Origin of the sequence: Pseudoalteromonas sp. 23_GOM-1509m, from assembly GCF_000518425.1 — a bacterium.
Lineage (GTDB): Bacteria > Pseudomonadota > Gammaproteobacteria > Enterobacterales > Alteromonadaceae > Pseudoalteromonas > Pseudoalteromonas tetraodonis.
In genome coordinates this window covers 67,302-91,901 of sequence record NZ_JADO01000020.1, presented here as the reverse complement: position 1 = coordinate 91,901, position 24,600 = coordinate 67,302, and the positions used below count along the sequence as shown (strand labels likewise).

Sequence of the window (24,600 nt, the reverse complement as noted above, 5' to 3'; positions counted from 1 at the left end):
AGTAATATTACAATAAATGGCAACTGCAAAGTGTGTCGGAGATTTAAAATGAGAAAGACGATTAAATTGTCATTGATTGCAGCGTCAGTTTTAGCGCTTACAGCTTGTAATCAAGAAGCAAAAAAAGAGCAAGCAGACGTTAAGCTAGATACTGTAGCACAGCAACAAGCGTACGGTATTGGTGCATCTGTGGGTAACTTTTTAAATAAAGACCTAGCGGATAAAAAAGAAATTGGTATTGAATTAGACCAAGCTTTATTAATGCGAGGCTTTGAAGATGCACTTGCGGGTAATGCAAAAATTGACGAAGAGAAAATTCGTGAAGTACTAACAGCATTAGACGAATCAGTGCGTACTAAACAAGAAGAAAAAGCAAAAGTAGAGTCTGAAAAAAGCAAAGCTGAAGGTGAAAAATACCTAGCTGATAACGCTAAAAAAGAAGGCGTGATGGTTACTGAGTCTGGTTTACAGTACGAAGTAATGAGCGAAGGCGAAGGCGCAAAACCAGTAGCAACTGATGTGGTTAAAGTACATTATAAAGGCACATTGTTAGACGGTACTGAGTTCGATAGCTCTTACTCACGTAACGAGCCGACAACGTTCCCACTAAACCGTGTAATTCCTGGTTGGACTGAAGGTTTACAACTTATGCCTGTAGGGTCTAAGTACAAATTTACTATTCCTTCAGACCTTGCTTACGGCGATCGTGACTTAGGTAAAATTCCTGCTAATTCAACACTTATTTTTGAAGTTGAATTATTAGAAATTCAAAATGATGCAGAAGCTGCCGCTGCAGAATAAGCGTTATAGATAATAAAAAAGGGACCTTAGGTCCCTTTTTTATTACGTTGAATAACTAATTAGTCAGTGTGATTAGAAAATAAGTTATCAATCAGCTCATCTTCAAGTGCAAAGCGCGCTTCGAGTGCTTCACCCATTACTGAAAGATCATTATCAAAGCCTTCTAGTAAATCTTCAGCGTCTACCTCAGCGTACTTATCGTTGAAATCCAGAGCGATGTCAGTGGTATCTGAAATACGTGGGTATATCGTATTAGCGAGTTGCTGGCTTTCTAGGCCTTTCTTTTCGCAGGCTTTAGCAATATCGTCGTACACTTCAAAGTGGCCGGCCGATAAATAATCCATTAAAATTTGGCAAAATGCCTGAATTTGTGATGGTTCAGGCAAAGACTGATCTTTTTTCTCATAAGGTGAAAAGCCTGCAATTTTACAGTAAAGCACAATCAGCTCTTGGCGTTCGTTTAACCAATTATCGATGACCGTATGGCTACCCCCCCACTTTTGTTGAGCTTTTTCTACACGCTTCAGCATAATTCTTCTCCTAAGCTGGGTTGGATTTTTTAAATTAAAAATAAAACTTATGTTATCCAAGATATATTTAATTGGCGTGTATATCAACAAGTAAAATAGATGTAATACCAGAGGGAATTTTGTTTAAGGGTATAAGTTGTAAGTAATTTATTCCAGGCAAGAAAAAACCACCTATTACGGTGGTTTAATTTCTTTATTAGACTTGTTTAAACAAGCATTCTTATTTTTATTAGAGATTTTTATTATTTTTATATTAACAATTTTTGTTATTGTTTTGTTAACGCGGGAGATACAATATCAAGCTTTTTTAGATGTTGCAAATAGTTTAATGAAAAGTTTTTATTATTAACGTTTGTTTGGTTGTTTTATGTACAAAGTAACATGAAAATTAAAAATTACTTGATCTAGCGCTACTCTGTAGCGATTTAATCGCTTAGCGATAGAGGGGGCGTGAATATGGTGGTACAATCTTGCACAATTTCTAAAAGCCCTAGGACTCTATACGCTATGAGCGAATTAAAAAACGACCGTTATTTACGTGCCCTTGCCAAGCAACCTGTTGATGTCACGCCGGTATGGATGATGCGTCAAGCAGGACGTTATTTACCTGAATACCGTGCTACACGTGCACAAGCGGGCGATTTTATGAGCCTGTGTAGAAATGCTGAGTTAGCCTGTGAAGTAACATTACAGCCTTTGCGCCGTTACCCATTAGATGCAGCTATTTTGTTTAGTGATATTTTAACTATTCCCGATGCAATGGGATTAGGCTTGTACTTCGAAACAGGCGAAGGCCCTAAGTTTGAACGCCCAATTTCGTCACTAGCTGATGTTAAAAAAATTCCTAAACTTGATCCTACCGATGAGCTTGGCTATGTAATGAACGCAGTGAGCACTATTCGTCGTGAACTTAAAGGCGAAGTGCCATTAATTGGTTTTTCTGGTTCGCCTTGGACACTTGCAACTTACATGGTTGAAGGTGGTAGCAGTAAAGTATTTGGTAAAATCAAAAAAATGGCGTTTGCTGAGCCGCAAACACTGCATTTATTACTCGATAAACTAGCTGATTCGGTGATAGATTACTTAAACGCGCAAGTTAAAGCGGGTGCGCAATCGCTAATGGTATTTGACTCATGGGGCGGTGTACTAAGCCCGCGTGATTACAATGAGTTTTCATTGCAATACATGCATAAAATTGTTGATGGCTTAATTCGTGAATACGATGGCCGTAAAGTACCGGTTACTTTATTTACCAAAAATGGTGGTCAGTGGATTGAAGCGATTGCCGCAACGGGCTGTGACGCAGTAGGTTTAGATTGGACTATTAACATTGGTGATGCTAAACGTCGTGTTGGCGATAAAGTTGCACTGCAAGGTAATATGGACCCATCAATGCTTCATGGTACGCCTGATCGTATTCGCCAAGAGGTTGGTACTATTTTAGAAGACTTTGGTACTGGCAATGGCCATGTATTTAATTTAGGCCACGGTATTACACCAGATGTTGACCCAGAAAATGCCGGTGTATTCATTAACGCCGTGCATGAATTAAGTGCGCAATATCATAAATAGTTTCTAAATAACGATGAGTTATTAAAAAAGCCCGCTTGATTCAAGCGGGCTTTTTGTTACCTAGTGCTTAATATTACTTAAACAAGCGATTTAAACCATTTAACGCCGCAACTCGGTAGGCTTCTGCCATCGTTGGGTAGTTAAACGTGGTATTTACAAAGTAGTCGATGGTGTTGCCACCATTTTTTTGTTCCATAATAGCTTGGCCAATATGCACAATTTCAGAGGCACGCTCACCAAAGCAGTGCACGCCGAGTACTTCTTTGGTTTCTGTATGAAATAATATTTTTAAACTGCCCACATCGGTGCCTGCAATTTGCGCGCGGGCTAAATGTTTAAATTGCGCACGTCCCACTTCATACGGTACTTTTGCAGCAGTTAATTGCTGCTCTGTTTTACCGACAGAACTCATTTCAGGAATAGTATAAATACCGGCTGGAATATCAATAATCAGCTTTTCATCACAATTACCACACGCGATGGCATCTGCGGCAATTCGACCTTGATCAAAGGCAGCACTCGCAAGGCTTGGATAGCCAATAACATCACCTACCGCGTATACATTGTCTACTTCTGTTTGGTAGGTTTCGTTTACTTTTATCTGTCCGCGGCTATCTGCTTTTAAGCCAATGGCTTCTAAATTAAGGGTATCAGTGTTACCTGTTCGGCCATTGGCAAATAAAATACAGTCAGCTTTAACACGTTTGCCCGATTTTAAATGCATAACAACGCAGTCATCACGGGTTTCAATGCGATCAAACTCTTCGTTATGACGAATTACAATACCGCTATTCCAAAAGTGATAGCTTAATGCATCAGATATTTCAGCATCCATGAACGCCAATAAGCGATCGCGAGTATTCACTAAGTCGACTTTGGCACCTAGCCCTTTAAAGATAGACGCATATTCACAACCAATTACACCCGCGCCGTATATAAGTACGCGATGCGGGTCGTGTTCAAGGCCTAAAATAGTGTCACTTTCGTAAATTCGTGAGTGGGTGAAATCCACCCCTGGTGGGCGATAAGGTCGTGAGCCGGTAGCAATAACAATCGTTTGTGCAGTAAGGCGCTCAGTAGAACCGTCATTACGTCTAATTTCAATAGTGTGCTTATCAACAAAGCTAGCGTCGCCTTGAAACATATGAATGCGGTTACGATCGTAAAAACTGCTGCGTAAGTTTGACTGCTTTGAAATTACCGAACTGGCATGGCGTAAAATATCAGGAAAGGTAAGTCTTACCGGACGCTCGCCTACGTTAAATAAAGGATTTGCTTTGTATTCAATGTAGCGACTAACAGAATGACGAAGTGCCTTTGAAGGAATGGTACCCCAATGTACACAGCCACCACCCACGGCTGTTTGGCGTTCAATAACCGCTACTTTTTTGTTACTTTTAGAGAGGTTCATAGCGGTCCCTTCACCGCCAGGACCCGTGCCAATAATGATTGCATCATATTGGTATGTCACGGGTACTTTTTTCTTTTCTGGTTGTTTGGCCACAGCCACTCCTATTTTAACTAAAAGAGGCTTTTAATAACCTCGCATTAAGTGCTAGCCATGCCTGTTTTTGTGTTTCCCAGGCGGCCTCAAGCTCGTGATATTGTGCCATTAATGCCGACTTTTCACACTGCTTTGCCATATTATTTTTTTTAGCTTCCAACACTTGTTTTTGTAATGAGCAATAATTTTGCAGTTTTTTAAGCAACAAATCGTACTCTTGTTGTAATAATGTAAGCTTATCTTGCGCTAAAGGCAATTTTGCGAGGCGACCTTGTGTTTTGCTCATCAAGGTTTCTGCTTTAGCTTTTTCTATGCGCTCAACCGGTGTGCGCTTTAATTTACTCGCTAAACCAAGTGCAGCTAACGAGCGGATCATCCATTTAGTTGGGTCGTAATGAAACCACTTAATGCCGTTGCGGTAATCGCTAGCAAAAATATGATGAAAGTTATGATAACCCTCGCCATAAGTAAATAAGGCTAAAAAGCCGTTATCGCGTGCGGTATTTTTTTCTGTGTAAGGGCGAGAACCCCAAATGTGCGCAACAGAGTTAATAAAAAAGGTAAAATGCTGGCTCAGTACTAAACGAAGTAGTCCCGTTAGTAATAACATGCCCCACACATCACCTAACATTAAACCTAATACCAGTGGTAAACCAACATTCATGGCAACTACCAGCTTTAAGTAATGTTTATGTTGCCACATCACTATTTTATTGCGTTGTAGGTCGCGGCAATTGCTGTAATCACCGTAGCTATCGCCTTGGTAGTCGCGCAGCATCCAGCCTATGTGACTATACCAAAAGCCGTTGGTAGCGGCATAAGGGTCTTTTACAGGGTCATCAACTTGACCGTGGTGAATACGATGATCGCTGCTCCAATGCAGCGCACTGTTTTGCAAAGCAAACGCGCCGCCTAAGGCAAAAATAAATTCAACGACCGGGTGTGCGTTGTAGGTTTTGTGCGCCCATAAACGATGGTAACCCGCAGTGATCGATAATCCCGCGAAAAACATGCAAGCTACAAAAGCAGCCCATTGTGTGCCTGTAAAGCCATAGTTAAACCCATACCAAGGTACAAGTGTAACAGCAGCCAAAAACGTCAGGCTAAAGAAAAGGACGTTGGTCCATATAAGTGGTGGTTTTTTCATCTTTCTCATTTCTCAGCGTACAACTGTACGCTAAAATAATATTTCAATCTGCTGCCGTCAAGTATTAGACTGTACTATTAGCTATTTTTTTAATTAAAAATTTATTACAAATTCATTCAGGGAGCTGTTGATGTCGGGCGTTAGAGCACAACAGAAACAAAAAACACGACAAGCATTAATTGAAGCTGCTTTTAATCAGCTTAGTGCTGATCATAGCTTTTCAAATTTGAGCTTGCGTGAAGTAGCGCGCGAAGCCGGTATTGCGCCCACCTCTTTTTACCGTCACTTTAAAGATATGAACGAGCTAGGTTTAACCATGGTTGATGAAGCGGGTTTAACGCTGCGTCAGCTGATGCGTCAAGCTCGTAGGCGAATAGCCAGTGGCGGCAGTGTAATAAATACGTCTGTGGTTACTTTTATGGAGTTTATTGATAACTCTAGTAATCAATTTAGATTATTGCTGCGTGAACGCTCAGGTACCTCAAAAGCATTTAGAGCGGCAGTAGCACGTGAAGTGAAACACTTTATTTTAGAGCTTGCTCATTATTTAGAAAGTGAAACGCCCTGTGATGCGATTCATGCGTATATTCAGGCAGAGGCTATGGTTACGTTGGTATTTAATGCTGGCGCCGAAGCGCTAGATATTGAAGGTCAGCAACGCGATGAATTAATTGAGCGAGTTATTTGGCAGTTACGCTATATTACTCGTGGTGCGTCAAATTACGTACGCGCAGAAAAGAAAGAGTAAATATTAAAAAAAGTTAAAATAAGCACTGTACTTTACGGTGCTTGTTAATTTAAACGCCACGCCCTCCAAGGTTGAATTCTTTATCTCTTTTTTATCTATTTATTGAATTTAAAATCCCTTAAAAGTCTTGTGTAATTATTTTTATGGCATTTTTATGCTTGCACCTACTGCGCTGCAATGATAAAAATAAGCCTCATTGGACACACACACAAGAAAACAAATGCAAACTAATCGTTTAATTACACTAAAACTAAACCTCTTACTGCTGTGGCAAGTGAGCGGGGATTAGTGTGTTTGCATTGAGCTAAACAACAAAACCCCGCAATTGCGGGGTTTTTTTTATCTCGCTGCAGGGATAAATCGAAATTTGGGTAACACAGGAATGAGAGGCAGTTATGCAAGAGCAAGATAAAGTATGGATTTTTGATACCACCTTACGTGATGGCGAACAGGCACTTAAAGCAAGCCTGACTGAAGATGATAAAATTCAACTAGCGCATACCATTAGCCGCTTAAATGTGGATGTCATGGAAGTGGGCTTTCCGGTTTCGAGCCCCGCTGACTTTCGCTCAGTGCAGCGAATTGCCACTGAAGTAAAAGGCCCTATTATTTGTGGCTTAGCACGCTCGGTTGCCAAAGATATTGAAGCCTGTGGCGAGGCGCTTCGCAGTGCACAGCAAAGCCGTATTCATACTTTTATTGCAACCAGCCCTTTACACCTTGAGCATAAACTACGTATGAGCTTAGATGATGCAACCGCGATGGCGGTTAAATCAATCAAGCTTGCCCGTAATTACACTGATGATGTGGAATTTTCATGTGAAGACGCAGGACGTACACCACATTGGGATTTATGCAAAATAGTTGAGCAAGCTATTAATGCCGGTGCATCCACGATTAACTTGCCAGATACCGTCGGTTTTGTAACGCCAGATGAATACGCAGCAATGATCCGTCATTTAATGAACAACGTGCCAAATATTGATAAAGCCCGTTTAAGTGTGCATTGCCATAACGACTTAGGCTTAGCCGTTGCTAACTCTGTTGCTGCCGTTCAAGCCGGTGCGCGCCAAATCGAATGCACCATTAATGGTATAGGGGAGCGCGCGGGTAATTGTTCACTTGAAGAAGTGGCGATGATCATGAAAATGCGCAAAGACCATTTAAACGTATATACCGATATAAAAAGCGAAGAAATTTACCGCGCCTCTCGCCAAGTAGCCAAAATTTGTAATATGCCGGTACAGCCAAATAAAGCGATTGTTGGCGAAAATGCGTTTGCCCACAGTTCAGGTATTCACCAAGATGGTGTATTAAAAGCGCAAAATACCTATGAAATTATGTCACCTGAAAGTGTGGGTGTGCCAAGTAATCAATTAAATATGACCTCGCGTTCAGGGCGTCATGTTATAGAGCATCGCTTAGAAGAGTTAGGTTATCAAAAATCTGATTACGACATGGATAGCTTATACCAAAGTTTCGTTGCGTTAGCTGACCAAAAAGGCACAGTATATGACTACGACCTAGAAGCAATGATTTACTTTAATCAAATCAGTGACAAAGATGAAAAATATCAATTAGAGTTTGTTCACTCTACGTCGAACTCTCAATCGGTAGCCAGCTCAACGATAGGTTTGTTGATTGATGGCGAAGCAAAACAAGAAGCGGCCACAGGTAACGGCCCGGTAGAAGCCTCATTTGCAGCCATTGAGCGCTTAACTGGTATGAGCGTTGAAATGATTGAATACAATTTAGAGGCCACCGGCCAAGGTGCAAGCTCATTAGGACAAGTGAATATTATTGCTAAATATGATGGCCGTCCTTATCACGGTGCCGGTATTGCGGCCGATGTGGTCGAAGCCTCAGTACGCGCTATGGTTCGGGTTTATAACTTAATTTATCGAGCACAAAAAGTGTCTGATTTAAAACAACAAAGGAAAGCAGGATGAGTAAAACACATTACAGCGTTGCCGTATTAGCGGGCGACGGTATTGGCCCAGAAGTTATGGCAGCTGCAGAGCAAGTGCTTGATGCAGTAAGTGATAAGTTTGGCTTTACTCTGAACCGTGAACACCATGCTATTGGTGGCGCTGCCATTGATGAATTTGGCAAAGCACTTCCTGATACGACCTTAAAAGCGTGTGAAAACGCCGATGCTATTTTATTTGGCTCCGTGGGTGGCCCTAAGTGGGAACATTTACCACCGAATGACCAACCGGAGCGCGCGTCATTGTTACCACTGCGCAAGCACTTTGGTTTGTTTTGTAACTTACGCCCTGCTCAGTTGTTACCCGCATTAAGCGCTGCATCACCACTACGTGCTGATATTAGCGAAAAAGGGTTTGATATTTTATGTGTGCGCGAGCTAACGGGTGGTATTTATTTTGGTGAGAAAGGCCGCAGTGGCGAAGGGGCAGAAGAAACTGCATTTGATACGCAAACTTATTCACGTAAAGAGATAGAGCGCATTGCACGTTTTGCTTTTGAGGCCGCTAAGTTGCGCAGCAATCATGTGACCTCGGTTGATAAAGCCAATGTTTTAGCATCAAGCGTTTTATGGCGCGAAGTGGTAACCGAAGTGAGTAAAGACTTTCCAGAAGTGAGCTTAGATTACATTTATGTAGATAACGCAGCGATGCAACTGGTTAAGCAACCTAGCCAGTTTGATGTATTACTTTGCGATAATTTATTTGGTGATATTTTATCGGACGAGTGCGCCATGATCACCGGTTCGATGGGGTTATTACCGTCGGCAAGTTTGAATCAATCAGGCTTTGGCTTGTATGAACCCGCGGGTGGTTCAGCGCCTGATATCGCCGGGAAAGGGGTGGCAAACCCAATCGCACAAATTTTAAGTGCCGCATTAATGCTACGTTACTCATTAGGCCAAGACGAAGCGGCTCGTACGATTGAAAAAGCAGTCGCAGAGGCGGTTGAAGCCGGTGTGGGAACGCCAGATATTTATCCGCAGGGCGGCTATACCACCACCGATGTAGCAGCGGCCATCGTTTCACGCATTTAATTATTAAAGCCACAGCACCGTCAGGCTGTGGCTCAATCAGATCAGGGAGTTAGCAAGTGGCCCAAACCTTATACAATAAAATTTGGCAAGCACATACCGTTGCCAGTATTAATGAGCAAACCGATTTACTTTATATTGACCGTCATTTAGTACACGAAGTGACGTCACCACAAGCATTTGCAGGCTTACGTGAAAAAAATCGTAAAGTGCGTTGTCCAGAAAAAACCATTGCCACCATGGATCATAATGTTTCAACTAAAAGTCGTTCACTGGATGCAGCCAGCGAAGTCTCTAAAAATCAATTAATGGCACTGGATGCAAACTGTAAAGAATTTGGCATTTTGCTGTACGACTTAAATTCAGTAAACCAAGGCATAGTGCATGTTATTGGCCCTGAGCAGGGGATTACTTTACCAGGTACCACTATAGTCTGCGGCGATAGTCATACTTCAACGCATGGTGCGTTTGGTGCCTTGGCACATGGTATTGGTACCTCAGAGGTTGAGCATGTATTAGCTACGCAAACGCTACAGCAAAAAAAGGCGAAGTCGTTAAAAATTCAAATTAACGGTGTATTACGCCCTACAGTAACAGCTAAAGATTTAATTATGGCGGTTATTGGTAAGCTAGGCACTGCTGGTGGCACTGGCTATGTGGCGGAATTTTGTGGTGAAGGCATAGAAGCTCTATCAATGGAAGCCCGTATGACATTGTGTAACATGAGCATTGAAATGGGTGCCAAGGCAGGTTTAATTGCCCCAGATAAAATCACTTACGAGTACTTAAAAGGGCGCCCGTTTGCACCTAAAGGTGCTGATTTTGATGCCGCTGTTGCCTACTGGGAAACTTTAAAAACGGATGATGGTGCTCATTTTGATTTAGAAGTAGAGTTAGATGCAGGCAGTATTCAACCGCAAGTTACTTGGGGGACTAATCCAGAGCAAGTGATTGGCGTTGATGAATGTATTCCAGATCCAGATAAAGAAACCGATTTAATTAAAGCCGATGCAATTCGCAGTGCGCTTAAATACATGGGCTTAAAAGCGGGCGATAAACTATCAAGCGCCAAAGTAGACACGGTATTTATTGGCTCATGCACCAACAGCCGCATTGAAGATTTACGCGCTGCAGCAAAAATTGTTGAAGGTAAACAGGTTTTAGCTGGTATTGAAGCGCTGATTGTTCCAGGCTCAGGCTTAGTTAAGCAGCAAGCTGAAGATGAAGGCTTAGCCGATATTTTTAAAGCTGCAGGGTTTGAGTGGCGCGAGCCGGGTTGTTCGATGTGTTTAGCTATGAACGATGACCGTTTAGGAGCTGGTAAACGCTGTGCTTCCACCTCGAATCGTAATTTTGAAGGTCGCCAAGGGCGCGGCGGGCGTACACACTTAGTGAGCCCTGCAATGGCGGCAGCAGCTGCAATACATGGTCACTTTGTTGATATTAGAGGAGAAGCTTAATGAGCATCTATTTTAGCGGCTTAATGGCCCCACTTGATAAAAACAACGTCGATACCGACCAAATTATTCCTAAGCAGTTTTTAACTTCAACCAGCCGTGATGGTTTTGATGCAGCACTGTTTTACGATTGGCGTTATTTAGATAATGGCGAGCCAAACCCTGAATTTATTTTAAATCGTCCTTGTTACCAAGGTGCGCAAATATTATTAACCCGCGATAATTTTGGCTGTGGCTCATCACGCGAGCACGCACCATGGGCATTAAAGCAATATGGGTTTGAAGTGATTTTAGCTGAAAGCTTTGCTGATATTTTCTTTAATAACTGTGGTAACAATCAAATGCTTGCTATTACATTGCCAGCGCAAACGCTGGAAGAGTTATTTGTGTTAAGTGAGCAGCACGACGATATTCACATTGATGTGGATCTTGAAAACCAGTTACTTACCAGCAATAAGTTTGCGCCAATTCGCTTTGATATTCGCAAAGACGTGAAAGAGCGTTTATTAAGTGGCTTAGACTTTATTGGTGTAACCGAAACCCTCAATCCGCAAATTGATGCGTTTGAAAAGCAGTTAGCCGCAGAGAGACCGTGGCAGTAACCTTTTACATATGAAACTGGAGCGCAACTTAGGTTGCGCTTTTTTAATCGCTTATATTAAAAAACCACGCAATAAGCTTGCTAATGTAATCATTGCCATTAGTAATAAATTGAGAGTTTTAAATTTCTGGTAGCGGACTACCTTTGGGTCGTTGATAGTCGAAAAAAAACCATCTTTAAATGACTCAGCAAGATTGGCATAGGGTGTCCCATCTAATGAATTTTGTGATAATTTTTTCCATTGTTCTGGGTGCTGCTCAGCAAGGTGTTGATATATGTGCAGAGTGTAGCGATTTTGAATAATTAATAGTAATACGATGATTATTAAGCCGATATATTTTTCCATTTAAATATGTGCTCCGCGCTAAAACTGGCTTTACGTTTATACCAATCCGCAATAATACTCAATCATTTTGCGGGGCTAAACGTGTCGCTATCTGTGTTAAAAAATTCTAATTTCGAACAACTAAATAGCGAATTTTTTGCCTAGCTATCACCCCGTTTTTCCTGCCTCAAAATAGACCGCTTAATTAAGCGAATTGGTATTAGTTATTTCCCCTTTATCAAACAACAATATTTAATTTCTTATCTTCTTTCAAGCGATATTTTTTTACTAATTAATTAAAGTAAAACCCTATTGTTCTGTTAATTTTTATTGCTGTTCATCGTGATTATTTTCTTTGTGTTTGCTTAAACGCTAAGCTGATTTTTTACATGTTTAGGGACACATTATGAAATTATTAACAGCTGCAGCGTTTATGCTGGCATCCACTGCTGCATTAGCACGTCCAGCGCCTTTGGTATCAATTCCAAGTCATGATAGCTTTTTCAATAGTATTGCTGCTCACTGCGGTAAAGCTTTCGAGGGTAAAGTAACGGTTGATAATGCAACAGGGCCGAGTTCATTTGCCGATAAAAAGTTAATTATGCATGTGCGTAAGTGTAATGACCGTGAGTTACAGGTGCCGTTTCATGTCGGTGATGATGCTTCACGTACGTGGATCATTACTAAAACAGGTAGTGGTTTGAGCCTAAAGCACGATCATCGCCATAAAGATGGCAGCGATGATGTGTCTACTATGTATGGCGGTCATACTGTGGATGCGGGTTTTGCTAATATGCAGTCATTCCCTGCAGATCAGTATTCAAAAGAGTTATTTGTTAGCCAAGGCATACCGCAATCGGTAGGCAATACATGGCAAATGTATATTTACCCTGAACAGTTCACTTATCGACTTATTCGCCAAGGTCGCGAATTCCGTGTTGATTTTGATTTAACTAAACCTATCACACCACCGGCTGCGCCGTGGGGATATGGCGTTAACTAACTTAGTTCAGGTTAACTACAGTAAAACCACAGGCTATTTTAATACTCAGTGGTTTTACTGAAAATAACGAGGTGTTATTTTTTTGAGGTTTTTTCTGCAGGCATTTCACACTGCACAAATACACTGAGCGGTGGCTGATAAGCACGCGGTTTAGTTGGAAAGCGTTGGTACTCCTGCACGCCCTCAGTCACTTTTAACATAAAAGGATTATCGTGACATAAACGATTTGCGTGGCGCAACAAAAACACACTTTGGTTTCTAAAATGTGGGTAGTCGTCAGACTGTATTTCTAGGTGGTAATTGTTAGTGTCTATTTGAGTTTGCTTATAATGCACCTTTTCATCAAAATCATAAAGTCGCTGCATTTCACTTTGCTCTGCCGACACACTCAAACACCCCGTTAATAAACACCAGCTAATAATTCCATGTATGTAATGATTGGCTTTTATACTCATAAACCTTTAACTCCATCTTGATTTTGGGTAGTGTGATCAGCATATCTATTAAACCCGTTATGATATAAGTCTAACACCCAAAAAGGGGAAATGTGATGTTCAAGCAAATTAAACAGCTTTTTTCGAGTATTGATCAGCAAGATTATGATATTGAACAACATGATTTAAAAACAGCGGTTGCCGCATTATTAATTGAGGTAATGCGAGCGGATAACGATTTACAGGCTGATGAGCAACATACGCTAAGTCTAACATTAAAAAAATATTTTGATTTAACGGATGAAGCAGTAGATGAGTTAACCGAGCAAGCAAGTGCAAGCTTAGATGACGCCATTGATTATTTTCAATTTTCTAAGCAAATTAACAATCAATGTAGTGCACAGCAACGCATTGATATAGTTGAATTACTTTGGCGTTTAGCGTACTCCGATGGAGAACTTGATCCACAAGAAGAATACGTTATTCGTCGTGTTGCTAATTTATTGTATGTTACCCATGAAGACTTTATTGCTGCAAAGCTTGCAGCAACAAAGTTATAGTGGCTGCTTATTTAAGCTTACTTGCTACGCTAACTAACTGCTGTGCAAGACCAGCCACTTTTTCAGCGGTAGCGGGGTCGCTAATTCGACCGTTGTCATCTAATAAAGTATGAATAGCCGGTACTGCCAGTTGGTTCGCTAATACTAAGCTGCCAATGCCTGATAATATATCACGCACATGATTTAAGCCCCGTAAACCGCCCAACCCACCTGGTGAGGCTGCATATAACGCGGTTACTTTATTTGCAAATGCAGGCTCTGCGCCTTGTTCGGTGCGCGATGCCCAATCAATAGCATTTTTTAACACGGCGGTAATAGAGCCATTATATTCTGGGCTGGCCAGCAAAATGCCATCGGCTGCGCGAAGTTTGTCTTTAAGTTGTTGTACACCGGCTGGTGTGCCTTGTGCCTCGAGATCTTCATCAAACATAGGAATGGCTAAGTCTGCGAGTTTAATCACTTCTACTTCAGCGCCACTTTCTAAAGCAAAGCGTGCCGCTTCGTTAATGAGTTTTTGATGAAAGCTATCTTTACGTAAGCTACCTGCTAGGGCAATAATTTTTGGTGTTGTCATGAGCTGCTCCTGATAATGAGTTTGTATAATGTGACTTTAACAAATAATCACTTGCAGAAAAGCCAAATAAACGCAAAACTTGTGTGCGTATATGCACAGATTAAAGAGTAGTTATCATGGCAATTCAATTTAATGATTGGCAAGACCTGAAGGTTGCTTACGAGGTAGCGCGCTTAGGTACTTTAACTGCCGCGGCCGAAGTGTTAGATGTTCACCATAGTACGGTGCTCAGGCGAATAAATAACTTAGAAAAAAGCTTAAATGCGCGACTATTTCATCGCCATGCTCGCGGCTACAAAGTCACAGAAATTGGCGCTAAGTTATTTACCACAGCACAAGCGATTAATGGTGAACTAGAGCGCCTACATAATGACATTATTGCTGCAGATAGCACCTTGCAAGGTAGCTTGTTACTCACCACAGTTAGTGGCTTTATTGATGTATTAAGTGAGGTGTGTGAGCAGTTTCAAACCTTGCATCCGCAAGTGCAATTACAAGTGATTATGGATCAAAAACGCTTACGTTTAGATCATGGCCAAGCACATATCGCAGTAAGAGCTGGACCCAGACCGGATGAGGGTGATTATATTGCTCAGCATTTAGCGGCGCTCTCGTCAGGATTTTATGCATCAAAGCATTACATTAGCCGTTATGGGTTGCCACAAACATTAGCGCAACTATCGCTGCATAGCTTTGTGTCAGGTGTAGCAGGGTATAATGCCAAAGTGCCTTACTTTGCATGGGTTGATGAAAATATTCCCCCGTCGCAAGTTAAGCTAAGAGTGTCAGAAACCTCAGAAGCGACCCGCGCCATCGTTAAAGGACTCGGTATTGGCGGATTACAGCATGATGTTGCAGCGCAATACTCTGATTTAGTCCCTGTACTGCCTAATGAACTGAGTTGGCCAACCGATTTGTGGCTGGTTACGCATCATTTAGTGCATCGAACGGCAAAAGTTCAAGCGTTTAGTCAGCTATTAAAAAATTATTTTAAGCAGCGAAAGTTAAGTTAAAAAGGCTACAACGATTTTTTTATTGAAACACCTAAGCGCTTGGCTAGCCGCGTTAAGTTAGCGCGGTCGACCTGTAAACTACGCGCTGTGCTTGCCCAGTTATAATTATGTTGTTTAAGTTGCTGTATTATAAGTTGCTGAGTATAGGTATCTGTGGCTTGCTTTAACGAAATGTTGTTTGCTAAAGGTGGGATTACAAGCTGGTTTGAGTGTTCAAGAGCTAAGGTGTTAACATCGCTTAAATTTAGCTCACAATGCGCAGGTTCAATAGTAATAATTGGTTGCTGCCACTGATGTTGTTTAGCCTTTAATGCAGCCCGATTAATCACATGCTCAAGCTCCCTCACATTGCCTGGCCAGTCATATTTTTTAAGCAGCAGTTGCGTTTCAATACTGAGTTTTAGCTGTTTAATAGCGAGCTTGCGGGCTGTTTTTTCTGCAAAATAACCGGCTAATAAAATAACATCTTCATCACGGGCTTTCAATGGAGCGACTGTGAGTGGATAAACACTTAATCGATGGTACAAATCGGCGCGAAACCGTCCTTGTGTTACTTCGTGTTTTAGGTCGCGATTGGTTGCTGCAATCACTCTAACATCGACATATTTAAGTTCATCTTCGCCAACGGTTTGTACTTCGCCACTTTGCAGTACGCGTAATAATTTACTTTGCATAGCCAGAGGCAGCTCGCCGATTTCATCTAAAAATAAGGTGCCGCCATCGGCTAACTGAAATTTACCTTGGCGGGCATTTTGGGCGCCGGTAAAAGCGCCTTTTGCATGGCCAAAAAATTCACTTTCTGCGAGGTTTTCAGGCAGTGATGCACAATTTAAATGAATTAATGGCTGATCTTTACGTGCGGAGTGTAAGTGAATATTACGTGCCACCAACTCTTTGCCGACCCCAGTATCACCTAAAATAAGGACACTAAAGTTTGATGCCGCAACCAGTTTTATCTCATTTTTAAGCGTTTGTATTGCTGAGCTTTGGCCAATAATTTCACCACCATCACGTTTGAGCGCCTCACGGTTTAACGCTTGTACTAATTCACTAGAGTGCTGCGCATGTTGTTTGTAATGGGCAAGCTCTAGGGCTGTTTTAAAGTGCGCACTGCACAAGGTTTGTAAGGTGTTGAGTGTATCAGTGGTAATACCGTCAAACGCATTGGCGTTAAGGCTATCAAAGGTCAGAATGCCAAGTAGTGCGTTTTTATCATAAAGGGGTAACCCTAAGCAGGCATGCACTGGAATATCACCGGTTTTAGCCAGTAGTAGCCCGTCGTATGGATCAGGTAGTGGACAGTCATGTGCAAATTGCAGAGCCAAACGACTACTGCAGATGGCTTTAAGGCGAGGATGCTCCGCAATATCAAAACGTCGTCCTAGGCTATCGGGCATAAGCCCTTTAATGGCTAAGGGTTTTAATTGCTCACCTTGGCGAATTAATAATGCACTGGCATCGCTGGGAATAACACGTTCAACCGTGGCTAAAAGTTGCTCAAAACTGTGAGCATGTAACGTACTTTGCGCAAGTTCTAATGCAACTTGCGTCAGGTTGAATTGTTGGTTCATGTCAAAATGACCTTTTAGTGTATTTTTACAGGTTTTATAGTAGGTCATAAAGACCCATCTTGTAAAGCGAGTTAATTTAACCTTTTGAATATTATAGGTTTAATTGGTTGGCACACTCTGTGTAATGCTAAATGCAAGCAGTTAGTTATTACATAGGAAATAAACATGTTATCCGATAAAACCATACAAATAGTTAAAAGCACGGTGCCATTGCTTGCAGAGGCAGGTACGGTCGTAACCGATCATTTTTACAAGCGCATGTTTAGTCATAATCCCGAGCTTAAACATATTTTTAATATGACTAATCAAGAAACGGGTCGTCAGCAATTTGCATTATTTAATGCGTTGGCTGCGTACGCGCAAAATATTGATAATTTAGCCGTGTTAAAAGAGGCGCTAGCGCGAATTAATCATAAGCATACCAGCTTAAATATTTTACCTGAGCATTATCCTATTGTGGGCGCACATTTAATCGGTACGTTAAAAGAGCTTATTCCTGAGCAGTTTACTGCCGATGTTGAATATGCGTGGCGCGAAGCCTACGGTGTACTTGCTGATATTTGTATTACCGAAGAAGCGGCATTGTATGCGCACAGTAAAAACAACCATGGTGGCTGGGCAGGCACGCGCCAGTTTGAAATTACTGATAAACATATTGAATCTGAATTCGTAACTAGTTTTACGCTGACACCTGTGGATGGTAAAGCAGTTATTACCTACAAGCCAGGACAGTACATTGGCATTAAAGTTAAGCCTGAGGGCGCAGAATATGAAGAGATCCGCCAGTATTCTATTTCGCAAAAGAGCAATGCTAAAAACTATCGTATTAGCGTTAAAAAAGAGTGCCAACCAAAGCCTGGCGTGGTGTCTAATTATTTACACTCACTAGAGCAAGGCGCACGAGTAGAGTTATACCCGCCAGCGGGAGATTTCATTTTAAAAAATGAGGCAACTCCAGTGGTACTTATTTCAGCAGGCGTTGGCCAAACCCCGATGATGGCGATGCTGCAAACGCTACTTAGTGGTGATAAAAATCAAGCGATTAGTTATTTGCACGCGTGTGAAAACAGCCGCGAATTTTCATTTAAAGGGTATTTAGCGCAGCAAACGGCAATGCATCCACAGCTAAAAACATTTACTTGGTTTAATCAAGGTGGCGAGGAGTGTGATTTCACTGGGCTAATGGATTTATCGGTGCTTGAGGCATCATTACCTATTAGCGAAGGGGCATTTTATTTGTGTGGACCAGCATCATTTATGGCTTACGTAAAAGGCCAGCTACTTGATTTAGGTGTGCAAAGCTCAAACATTCACTACGAAATATTTGGACCACACCAAGCGTTATAGGTTAATTAAAAGCGTGTGTTACACGCTTTTAATTTAAACTTACAGCTTTTTACTATTTGTGTTAGCAGCATAAGCTTGTTGTTGCCAAGCATTAAATAGCTTTTGTTGTTTAGCTGAAATTTTTAAACCATACGTTTTTTGCATGTAAGCGTACGCATCGGCAATGCGTTTACGTGCATGAACAGGCGGTTCAACAACACGTTGTTTAAAATTAACTTTAACCTCACAGCGACCATATTGCGTCGCGTTTTGGGCTAACATGCCAAAGCGGTAGTTTGAGCGATCGGCGTTAATTTCACCAATTGCAGGGGCTAAATTGTTTATATCGGCTTCCATCAAGCGAAACTTAGCGCTAACTTTGCGGCAGTTTTTACGCCCACCATCTTGCCAACATTGTAACTGGTGACCAAATTCCCATGCAGGGACAATATGTTCCCATTCAATTCGCAGGGCACGTTGATTTACTTTGCCTGAGCGGGTTAGTGTGTTGCGAGGCACGTAGCCACAATGGGTAGGGTCGGGTACCAACTTTTTGCCTTGTTTTTTTATATCGCAACCACAATAAATACTTTTAGCGTTTTCGGGAAGGGTATTAATTAAGTGCTTTTTGGCACTCGAAAACCGCGTAAATTGTTCGCCCATTGCTGAAAAACAAGCACAGCAAGCCAACAAAGCTAAAATAAACCGAATCATATCCATCACATACGTGAACTACAGGAGCGGCTAGTTTAAGGCCTAGAATAAAAAAGTAAACTGCCGCCGGCATGCTTTAATTTTAATTTGCGTATTTTGTGTAGGGCGTTTTTTAGGAGTAAATAGTGGGCAATATTCAGAGGCTAACGCTAAAAACGCGTTAATGCAGTGATTCCTGCGTTGTTGATTTGGTATAACGGTAAAACTGCGTTAAAGTTTGCAATGAGATTAATAGAGGGTAAAAACGAGATAATGTCGGAAATTCAATTTTTAAATGTAGATCTAGAGCTTGAGTCAAAGCAAGATATTAGCGTATTAGTTGCTGATTTAAAAAAGGTCGCAACTATTTTACATTATGATAAAGACGAATACCGTCAACTTGCTCGCATTGAGGTTGCAGGTGAAATAACCACGCCAGATAAAGCGATTAATCACTTGTGTGAGTTAATCGAGTCGTGTTCACGCAATGCATTAAAGCAATGGTTGAGTTGTTCACGCAGAACTTTCGATATTGGGTTTGAGTCTGGCACTTCGCCAAAATGCTTTAACCAAGCCTTACATGCAGATACCTTGTTACGTATATCTGCAATTGGTGCAGGCGTAGAAATTACTATTTACCCTTTCGAAAAGTAATTTAATTTCAACCTTGGTTAATTGACTTACTAGCCTTTTCGCTCTACTACGGCTGCGGTCATACGTGATACGCAGCAAAGCTCATTGCGGCTATTGGTTATTTTAATATCCCAAACCGAGCTGCGCTTGCCGATATGATAAGCTCTCGCTGTGGCCGTTAATGTGCCATTGCGTGATGCCTTTAAATGACTTGCACTGATCTCTTGGCCAACACAATAAAACCGATTGAAATCAACCACAAAGTTAGCGGCATAACTTGCTACTGTTTCAGCAAGCACCACATTTGCACCACCATGAACGATACCCATAGGGTTATGATGCTCTGGAATTGCCGGCATAGTTGCCACTAAGTAGTCATCACCAATTTCACTGATTTCTATTCCCATGGTTTTCATGAGTGTCCCTTGGCCTGTAATACCTTGATCTAATTGCTTACAAAACTCTAATGTAATCGGTTGATGCCAAATACTCATGCTAGCTCCTTGGATAAGTAATTGAGAATTAAAATTTATTAATATGATAATGCGTTGCTAATAATTACATTTATCACCCTGCTTTTAAAGTAGGTTATTGTTTGATGATAACGGCATATAAGGCATTAATTTATATTTGCGATTTTTAAATAACTGTATATACTCACAGTTAATTGTACTGTATGGAAAACCAGTTGTATGCGACCATTAACGAAACGCCAAGCGCAAATACTCGAACTCATTAAAGTGTTTATTAAAGACACTGGTATGCCTCCTACACGTGCCGAAATTGCACAAACACTGGGTTTTAAAAGTGCGAATGCTGCAGAAGAACACTTAAAAGCACTGGCCAAAAAAGGTGTGATTAAAATGAAGCCAGGCGCGAGTCGGGGCATTCAGCTTGTTGAAGAAGAGGAGCCAGAGCAGTTAGGCTTACCTTTAATTGGCAGGGTGGCTGCCGGTGAGCCTATATTGGCGCAACAGCATGTAGAAAGCCACTGTAAAATTGACCCTTTAATGTTTAAACCTGCGGCCGATTTTTTATTGCGTGTTAACGGTATGAGTATGAAAGACATTGGTATTATGGATGGTGATTTACTTGCTGTGCATAAAACCCAAGTTGCCGAAAATGGACAAGTTATTGTTGCCCGTGTTGACGACGATGTAACCGTGAAGCGTTTAGAAAAAGCGGGCAGAAAAGTACTCTTACATGCTGAAAATGATGAGTTTTCAGCTATTGAGGTCGATTTAGAAAATGAGTCGTTCAATATTGAAGGCTTAGCGGTAGGTGTTATTCGTAACGCTGACTGGATGTAGTATTAAAGCATAATTTAGCGCTTAATAGTGATTAGGCGCTGGGTTTGTTAGCAGCACAATGTCTAACTTATCAAATGTATGACTATATGTTGTCAAGTGCTTCTCCTATCATAAATAAAATCACTAAATACTTTATAAATAAACAAATTTACTCTGCTTTTTTAAGTTAACAATTTTTTATATTTCTATCCTGTAATTTCAATACACCCCTTACTAAACCTGACTCTTAGATTAATTGCCTGACTAGTTGCTATTTTTTTAGCTGCGCATTTTAAAAAATACACCTTGTTTATTTTTCATACTCACCTTGCTTATTGTTTATTTTTTAACTAGTTATTAAAGAGCTGGAATAAAAATAACTCACAGCTTAGTCGTTTTGAGAACACACATTTACTAAATCCAGCACCCTTATAAAAAATAAAAATAACGAATAGGCGTTTAAGCCGTATGCCTCTTCGCTTTGCGTCAGCAATAGCATCAAAGGAGCCGTCACATGGGTAAGCTGAGTTCTTCCTTGTGGCTTATATTGTTTGTTTTTTCGCAGAATGTGCTTGCTAATAGCCAATATAATATGCGTAAAGGCGTAACCGATATAAGTAATAATGTATACCAACTGCACATGACTATTTTTTTAATATGTTGTGTGATTGGGGTGATCGTGTTTGCCATTATGTTTTGGGCACTCATTCATCATCGCAAATCTAAAGGGGCTGTCCCTGCCCAATTCCATGAAAGCACCAAAGTAGAAATACTGTGGACTGCGATCCCTTTTGTCATATTAATTGTTATGGCCATTCCTGCGACTAAAACCTTAATTGCCATGGAGGATGCCAGCAAAGCTGATCTCACCATTAAAATTACAGGCTCACAGTGGAAGTGGCATTACGAGTATATGGGGGAGGACGTTGAGTTTTATTCCATGCTAGCTACACCTCAAAATGAAATAACCAACCTTGCTGATAAAAACCCGAATTATTTACTCGAGGTCGATAAACCGCTGGTACTACCAATTAATCAAAAAGTACGTTTTTTAATGACTTCAGATGATGTTATTCACTCATGGTGGGTGCCTGACTTTGCCGTTAAAAAAGATGCAAACCCTGGGTTTATTAATGAAACATGGACCAATATTAATGAGGTTGGTACTTACCGTGGGCAGTGTGCAGAGCTTTGCGGTAAAGATCATGGTTTTATGCCTGTTGTGGTAGAAGCTAAAACAGAAGAAGACTTCAAAACGTGGTTAGCAGAGGCTAAACAAGCCAAGCAAAAAGCAGCTGCAGCAGACGCTGCGTTATTAGACCAAGTTGTACCAAAAGAAGAGCTGATGGCGCTTGGTGAGCAGGTTTATATGGCGAGCTGCGCGGCGTGCCATCAGCCAACAGGATTAGGCTTGCCGGGTGTTTTTCCGGCTCTTAAAGGCAGCCCAATAGTCATAGGTGATATCAAAGGGCATATAGATATTTTGCTCCACGGTAAACCAGGTACGGCTATGCAGTCTTTCGCAAAGCAATTATCAATCAAGCAAATAGCAGCTGTTATTACCTATAAACGCAACGCGTGGGGTAATGACACTGGTGATGTAATTCAACCGAGCGAGATACAAGCGGCACTGGATGCTGATGGGGAGGCTAAATAATGAGTAGCATTGCAGAACAACCTAATACCAATGAGGCTCATCATGCCCATCAACCTGCCACAGGCTTTAAGCGCTGGTTATTTACAACCAACCATAAAGATATAGGTAGCTTATATTTAATTTTTTCACTCACCATGTTTTTAATTGGTGGGGCAATGGCGATGGTTATTCGAGCTGAGTTATTTCAGCCGGGCCTACAACTGGTTGATCCTCACTTTTTTAATCAAATGACCACAGTGCATGGTTTAATAATGGTGTTTGGTGCGGTTATGCCAGCCTTTACCGGCTTGGCAAACTGGATGATCCCGCTAATGATTGGTGCGCCAGATATGGCCTTACCGAGAATGAATAACTGGAGCTTTTGGATTTTACCGTTTGCGTTTTTAATCCTATTAGCTTCATTATTTATGCCTGGTGGTGGCCCTGCATTTGGTTGGACCTTTTACGCGCCGCTTTCCACCACTTATAGTAACGACAACACAGCAATGTTTGTATTTGCTGTGCATATTATGGGTATTAGTTCGATTATGGGGGCCATTAATGTGGTGGTCACCATAGTAAATATGCGTGCTCCGGGTATGACGTGGATGAAGCTGCCGTTATTTGTGTGGACATGGTTGATCACGGCGTTTTTACTTATTGCAGTTATGCCGGTACTTGCTGGTGCAGTTACTATGGTGCTCACCGATAAATACTTCGCGACCAGTTTCTTTGATGCCGCTGGTGGTGGCGATCCGGTGATGTTCCAACATATTTTTTGGTTTTTTGGTCACCCTGAAGTTTATATTATGATTTTGCCTGCCTTTGGCATTATTTCTACGATTGTTCCCACCTTTTCACGTAAAAAACTATTTGGTTATGCCTCTATGGTGTATGCCACCTCCTCCATTGCCTTGTTGAGCTTTATTGTGTGGGCGCATCATATGTTTACCACTGGTATGCCCGTGGCGGGTGAGTTGTTTTTTATGTACGCGACTATGCTGATATCGGTACCTACCGGCGTAAAAGTATTTAACTGGGTAGCGACTATGTGGCGCGGGTCTATTAGCTTTGAAGTGCCAATGCTGTTTAGTATCGCATTTATTGTGTTGTTTACTTTAGGTGGTTTTTCGGGGTTGATGCTAGCGATTACACCTGCCGATTTCCAATATCATGATACCTATTTTGTGGTTGCACACTTTCATTATGTACTCGTAACGGGCGCGGTGTTTTCTATTATGGCGGGGGCTTATTATTGGCTGCCAAAATGGACCGGAAACATGTTCAATATTACCTTAGCAAAATGGCATTTTTGGTTGTCGTTAATAAGTGTAAATGTGCTGTTTTTCCCAATGCATTTTGTGGGGTTAGCCGGTATGCCACGCCGTATTCCAGATTATGCGCTACAGTTTGCTGATTTTAACGCCATTATTAGTATAGGTGGGTTTGCCTTTGGTTTATCGCAATTATTATTTGTGGTGGTTGTGTATAAATGTGCAAAAGGGGGCGACAAAGTGCCTGCAAAAGTTTGGGATGGAGCTGAGGGGCTTGAATGGGAAGTTGATTCACCTGCGCCTTATCATACGTTCTCAACGCCGCCGGACATTAAATAATGACTCACTTGCCGTTATTAAAAAAGCTGGTGGTGATTTGCATTGCAATGTTTGCATTTGCATTTGCCATGGTCCCTTTGTATGACGTGTTTTGCGATATAACGGGGCTTAATGGTAAGCCCTCGTTAGAGCAGGCACAGCAAAGTACCTTGGTCACTGAAAATAGAGAAGTCAGCGTTAGTTTCACTACGCATGCGCAAAGTGGTGCGCCTTTTGAAGTTAAATCTAAAGAGTACAGTGTAGATGTAAAGCCTGGGGCTATGCGTGAAGTTAAGTTTAGCGCTAAAAATAACAGTAATGAAGATAAAGTAATGCAGGCTATACCGTCGGTAGCACCAGGAAAAGCGGCCAAGTATTTACACAAAATAGCGTGTTTTTGCTTTGATCAGCAACCGTTAAAGGCAGGTGAAGAGCTGGAGTTTACATTATTGTTTTATGTAGATACTGAATTACCCAGTGATGTAGAAGAGTTAACCCTGTCTTATACCGTATTTGATATTAGCGAGCGGCTAGTAGCCAGTAATAACTAGCTTATAAAACTAGTGAAAAAC

25 protein-coding genes are annotated in these 24,600 nt (G+C 41.4%); 16 read left to right on the top strand and 9 right to left on the bottom strand.

The features are described from left to right. Nucleotides 1-48: 48 nt before the first annotated feature. The gene (fkpA, locus tag N523_RS0108825) at nt 49-801 is read left to right on the top strand and encodes an FKBP-type peptidyl-prolyl cis-trans isomerase (protein WP_028834821.1); all 753 of its coding nucleotides are present in this window, start codon (nt 49-51) and stop codon (nt 799-801) included. A gap of 59 nt (nt 802-860) precedes the next feature. Here fkpA and N523_RS0108820 read toward each other — a convergent pair whose 3' ends face one another. Beyond that, a complete protein-coding gene (locus N523_RS0108820; protein ID WP_013466164.1) occupies nt 861-1,331 on the bottom strand; it encodes an Rsd/AlgQ family anti-sigma factor in 471 nt (156 codons plus the stop codon). A 507-nt stretch (nt 1,332-1,838) separates the two neighbouring features. Here N523_RS0108820 and hemE point away from each other — a divergent pair. After that, nucleotides 1,839-2,903 carry a uroporphyrinogen decarboxylase gene (gene hemE, locus N523_RS0108815; protein ID WP_013466162.1) on the top strand — a complete coding sequence of 355 codons (1,065 nt, stop codon included), beginning with the start codon at nt 1,839-1,841 and terminating at the stop codon, nt 2,901-2,903. A gap of 73 nt (nt 2,904-2,976) precedes the next feature. On the opposite strand, the gene sthA is transcribed toward hemE, so the two are convergent. Both sthA and N523_RS0108805 read right to left on the bottom strand, forming a co-directional pair. After that, nucleotides 2,977-4,407 carry a Si-specific NAD(P)(+) transhydrogenase gene (gene sthA / locus N523_RS0108810; protein ID WP_016900074.1) on the bottom strand — a complete coding sequence of 477 codons (1,431 nt, stop codon included), beginning with the start codon at nt 4,405-4,407 and terminating at the stop codon, nt 2,977-2,979. Nucleotides 4,408-4,420: 13 nt separating this feature from the next. After that, a complete protein-coding gene (locus tag N523_RS0108805) occupies nt 4,421-5,554 on the bottom strand; it encodes an acyl-CoA desaturase (protein ID WP_013466160.1) in 1,134 nt (377 codons plus the stop codon). Nucleotides 5,555-5,684: 130 nt separating this feature from the next. Here N523_RS0108805 and fabR point away from each other — a divergent pair, with 130 nt between their 5' ends. From fabR to leuD, 5 genes are all read left to right on the top strand, one after another. Continuing rightward, nucleotides 5,685-6,302, top strand: coding sequence for an HTH-type transcriptional repressor FabR (gene fabR, locus N523_RS0108800; RefSeq protein ID WP_013466159.1), 618 nt, complete (start codon nt 5,685-5,687; stop codon nt 6,300-6,302). Between the two features lie 395 nt (nt 6,303-6,697). Further along, complete coding sequence (leuA, locus tag N523_RS0108795; protein WP_013466157.1) at nt 6,698-8,251, top strand: 2-isopropylmalate synthase; 1,554 nt, start codon at nt 6,698-6,700, stop codon at nt 8,249-8,251. After that, nucleotides 8,248-9,324 (top strand): 3-isopropylmalate dehydrogenase, encoded by a 1,077-nt coding sequence (gene leuB, locus N523_RS0108790; protein ID WP_013466156.1) that lies wholly within the window; start codon nt 8,248-8,250, stop codon nt 9,322-9,324. Before leuA ends, leuB begins: the two co-directional genes overlap by 4 nt. 56 nt (nt 9,325-9,380) lie before the next feature. After that, entirely contained in the window at nt 9,381-10,781 is a 1,401-nt protein-coding gene (leuC, locus tag N523_RS0108785; protein ID WP_008465616.1) for a 3-isopropylmalate dehydratase large subunit, read from the top strand. Next, nucleotides 10,781-11,380: a 3-isopropylmalate dehydratase small subunit gene (leuD, locus tag N523_RS0108780; protein WP_028834822.1), complete on the top strand. Its 600-nt coding sequence runs from the start codon at nt 10,781-10,783 to the stop codon at nt 11,378-11,380. Before leuC ends, leuD begins: the two co-directional genes overlap by 1 nt. A 51-nt stretch (nt 11,381-11,431) precedes the next feature. On the opposite strand, the gene N523_RS0108775 is transcribed toward leuD, so the two are convergent. Beyond that, a complete protein-coding gene (locus N523_RS0108775; protein WP_013466154.1) occupies nt 11,432-11,725 on the bottom strand; it encodes a hypothetical protein in 294 nt (97 codons plus the stop codon). A gap of 385 nt (nt 11,726-12,110) precedes the next feature. Here N523_RS0108775 and N523_RS0108770 point away from each other — a divergent pair, with 385 nt between their 5' ends. Next, on the top strand, nt 12,111-12,707 hold the full coding sequence (locus N523_RS0108770; RefSeq protein ID WP_028834823.1) for a hypothetical protein: 597 nt from the start codon (nt 12,111-12,113) through the stop codon (nt 12,705-12,707). Nucleotides 12,708-12,781: 74 nt separating this feature from the next. Here the strand turns inward: N523_RS0108770 and N523_RS0108765 are convergent, their stop codons facing one another. Continuing rightward, entirely contained in the window at nt 12,782-13,162 is a 381-nt protein-coding gene (locus N523_RS0108765) for a hypothetical protein (protein WP_013466152.1), read from the bottom strand. A 95-nt stretch (nt 13,163-13,257) separates the two neighbouring features. Between N523_RS0108765 and N523_RS0108760 the strand changes: the two genes are divergently transcribed. Beyond that, on the top strand, nt 13,258-13,701 hold the full coding sequence (locus N523_RS0108760) for a tellurite resistance TerB family protein (protein ID WP_013466151.1): 444 nt from the start codon (nt 13,258-13,260) through the stop codon (nt 13,699-13,701). Between the two features lie 7 nt (nt 13,702-13,708). Here the strand turns inward: N523_RS0108760 and N523_RS0108755 are convergent, their stop codons facing one another. Beyond that, nucleotides 13,709-14,275 (bottom strand): NADPH-dependent FMN reductase, encoded by a 567-nt coding sequence (locus N523_RS0108755; RefSeq protein WP_013466150.1) that lies wholly within the window; start codon nt 14,273-14,275, stop codon nt 13,709-13,711. Nucleotides 14,276-14,391: 116 nt separating this feature from the next. Between N523_RS0108755 and N523_RS0108750 the strand changes: the two genes are divergently transcribed. Then, entirely contained in the window at nt 14,392-15,288 is an 897-nt protein-coding gene (locus tag N523_RS0108750) for a LysR family transcriptional regulator (RefSeq protein ID WP_028834824.1), read from the top strand. A gap of 5 nt (nt 15,289-15,293) precedes the next feature. Here the strand turns inward: N523_RS0108750 and norR are convergent, their stop codons facing one another. Next, entirely contained in the window at nt 15,294-16,859 is a 1,566-nt protein-coding gene (gene norR, locus N523_RS0108745) for a nitric oxide reductase transcriptional regulator NorR (protein ID WP_028834825.1), read from the bottom strand. A gap of 165 nt (nt 16,860-17,024) precedes the next feature. Here norR and hmpA point away from each other — a divergent pair, with 165 nt between their 5' ends. Then, nucleotides 17,025-18,206 (top strand): NO-inducible flavohemoprotein, encoded by a 1,182-nt coding sequence (gene hmpA, locus N523_RS0108740; RefSeq protein WP_028834826.1) that lies wholly within the window; start codon nt 17,025-17,027, stop codon nt 18,204-18,206. A 39-nt stretch (nt 18,207-18,245) separates the two neighbouring features. Here the strand turns inward: hmpA and N523_RS0108735 are convergent, their stop codons facing one another. Continuing rightward, entirely contained in the window at nt 18,246-18,899 is a 654-nt protein-coding gene (locus tag N523_RS0108735) for an endonuclease (RefSeq protein ID WP_028834827.1), read from the bottom strand. A 252-nt stretch (nt 18,900-19,151) separates the two neighbouring features. Here N523_RS0108735 and N523_RS0108730 point away from each other — a divergent pair, with 252 nt between their 5' ends. Continuing rightward, complete coding sequence (locus N523_RS0108730; protein WP_013466145.1) at nt 19,152-19,532, top strand: hypothetical protein; 381 nt, start codon at nt 19,152-19,154, stop codon at nt 19,530-19,532. Between the two features lie 29 nt (nt 19,533-19,561). Here N523_RS0108730 and N523_RS0108725 read toward each other — a convergent pair whose 3' ends face one another. Then, entirely contained in the window at nt 19,562-20,005 is a 444-nt protein-coding gene (locus N523_RS0108725) for a PaaI family thioesterase (RefSeq protein ID WP_013466144.1), read from the bottom strand. 198 nt (nt 20,006-20,203) lie between these two features. Between N523_RS0108725 and lexA the strand changes: the two genes are divergently transcribed. From lexA to N523_RS0108705, 4 genes are all read left to right on the top strand, one after another. After that, nucleotides 20,204-20,821 (top strand): transcriptional repressor LexA, encoded by a 618-nt coding sequence (gene lexA / locus N523_RS0108720; protein WP_008114166.1) that lies wholly within the window; start codon nt 20,204-20,206, stop codon nt 20,819-20,821. Between the two features lie 493 nt (nt 20,822-21,314). Next, entirely contained in the window at nt 21,315-22,457 is a 1,143-nt protein-coding gene (coxB, locus tag N523_RS0108715; RefSeq protein WP_013466140.1) for a cytochrome c oxidase subunit II, read from the top strand. Beyond that, the gene (gene ctaD / locus N523_RS0108710; protein WP_028834828.1) at nt 22,457-24,049 is read left to right on the top strand and encodes a cytochrome c oxidase subunit I; all 1,593 of its coding nucleotides are present in this window, start codon (nt 22,457-22,459) and stop codon (nt 24,047-24,049) included. The genes coxB and ctaD overlap by 1 nt, the downstream gene beginning before the upstream one ends. Next, on the top strand, nt 24,049-24,579 hold the full coding sequence (locus tag N523_RS0108705; protein WP_013466139.1) for a cytochrome c oxidase assembly protein: 531 nt from the start codon (nt 24,049-24,051) through the stop codon (nt 24,577-24,579). Before ctaD ends, N523_RS0108705 begins: the two co-directional genes overlap by 1 nt. The last annotated feature ends 21 nt before the right edge of the window (nt 24,580-24,600 follow it).

Excerpts from the sequence above, each read along its gene's own strand:
- fkpA (WP_028834821.1), top strand. The coding sequence starts at position 49 with ATGAGAAAGACGATTAAATTGTCATTGATTGCAGCGTCAGTTTTAGCG.
- N523_RS0108820 (WP_013466164.1), bottom strand. The coding sequence starts at position 1,331 with ATGCTGAAGCGTGTAGAAAAAGCTCAACAAAAGTGGGGGGGTAGCCAT.
- hemE (WP_013466162.1), top strand. The coding sequence starts at position 1,839 with ATGAGCGAATTAAAAAACGACCGTTATTTACGTGCCCTTGCCAAGCAA.
- N523_RS0108805 (WP_013466160.1), bottom strand. The coding sequence starts at position 5,554 with ATGAAAAAACCACCACTTATATGGACCAACGTCCTTTTCTTTAGCCTG.
- fabR (WP_013466159.1), top strand. The coding sequence starts at position 5,685 with ATGTCGGGCGTTAGAGCACAACAGAAACAAAAAACACGACAAGCATTA.
- leuA (WP_013466157.1), top strand. The coding sequence starts at position 6,698 with ATGCAAGAGCAAGATAAAGTATGGATTTTTGATACCACCTTACGTGAT.
- leuB (WP_013466156.1), top strand. The coding sequence starts at position 8,248 with ATGAGTAAAACACATTACAGCGTTGCCGTATTAGCGGGCGACGGTATT.
- leuD (WP_028834822.1), top strand. The coding sequence starts at position 10,781 with ATGAGCATCTATTTTAGCGGCTTAATGGCCCCACTTGATAAAAACAAC.
- N523_RS0108775 (WP_013466154.1), bottom strand. The coding sequence starts at position 11,725 with ATGGAAAAATATATCGGCTTAATAATCATCGTATTACTATTAATTATT.
- N523_RS0108770 (WP_028834823.1), top strand. The coding sequence starts at position 12,111 with ATGAAATTATTAACAGCTGCAGCGTTTATGCTGGCATCCACTGCTGCA.
- N523_RS0108765 (WP_013466152.1), bottom strand. The coding sequence starts at position 13,162 with ATGAGTATAAAAGCCAATCATTACATACATGGAATTATTAGCTGGTGT.
- N523_RS0108760 (WP_013466151.1), top strand. The coding sequence starts at position 13,258 with ATGTTCAAGCAAATTAAACAGCTTTTTTCGAGTATTGATCAGCAAGAT.
- N523_RS0108755 (WP_013466150.1), bottom strand. The coding sequence starts at position 14,275 with ATGACAACACCAAAAATTATTGCCCTAGCAGGTAGCTTACGTAAAGAT.
- N523_RS0108750 (WP_028834824.1), top strand. The coding sequence starts at position 14,392 with ATGGCAATTCAATTTAATGATTGGCAAGACCTGAAGGTTGCTTACGAG.
- norR (WP_028834825.1), bottom strand. The coding sequence starts at position 16,859 with ATGAACCAACAATTCAACCTGACGCAAGTTGCATTAGAACTTGCGCAA.
- hmpA (WP_028834826.1), top strand. The coding sequence starts at position 17,025 with ATGTTATCCGATAAAACCATACAAATAGTTAAAAGCACGGTGCCATTG.
- N523_RS0108735 (WP_028834827.1), bottom strand. The coding sequence starts at position 18,899 with ATGATTCGGTTTATTTTAGCTTTGTTGGCTTGCTGTGCTTGTTTTTCA.
- N523_RS0108730 (WP_013466145.1), top strand. The coding sequence starts at position 19,152 with ATGTCGGAAATTCAATTTTTAAATGTAGATCTAGAGCTTGAGTCAAAG.
- N523_RS0108725 (WP_013466144.1), bottom strand. The coding sequence starts at position 20,005 with ATGAGTATTTGGCATCAACCGATTACATTAGAGTTTTGTAAGCAATTA.
- lexA (WP_008114166.1), top strand. The coding sequence starts at position 20,204 with ATGCGACCATTAACGAAACGCCAAGCGCAAATACTCGAACTCATTAAA.
- coxB (WP_013466140.1), top strand. The coding sequence starts at position 21,315 with ATGGGTAAGCTGAGTTCTTCCTTGTGGCTTATATTGTTTGTTTTTTCG.
- ctaD (WP_028834828.1), top strand. The coding sequence starts at position 22,457 with ATGAGTAGCATTGCAGAACAACCTAATACCAATGAGGCTCATCATGCC.
- N523_RS0108705 (WP_013466139.1), top strand. The coding sequence starts at position 24,049 with ATGACTCACTTGCCGTTATTAAAAAAGCTGGTGGTGATTTGCATTGCA.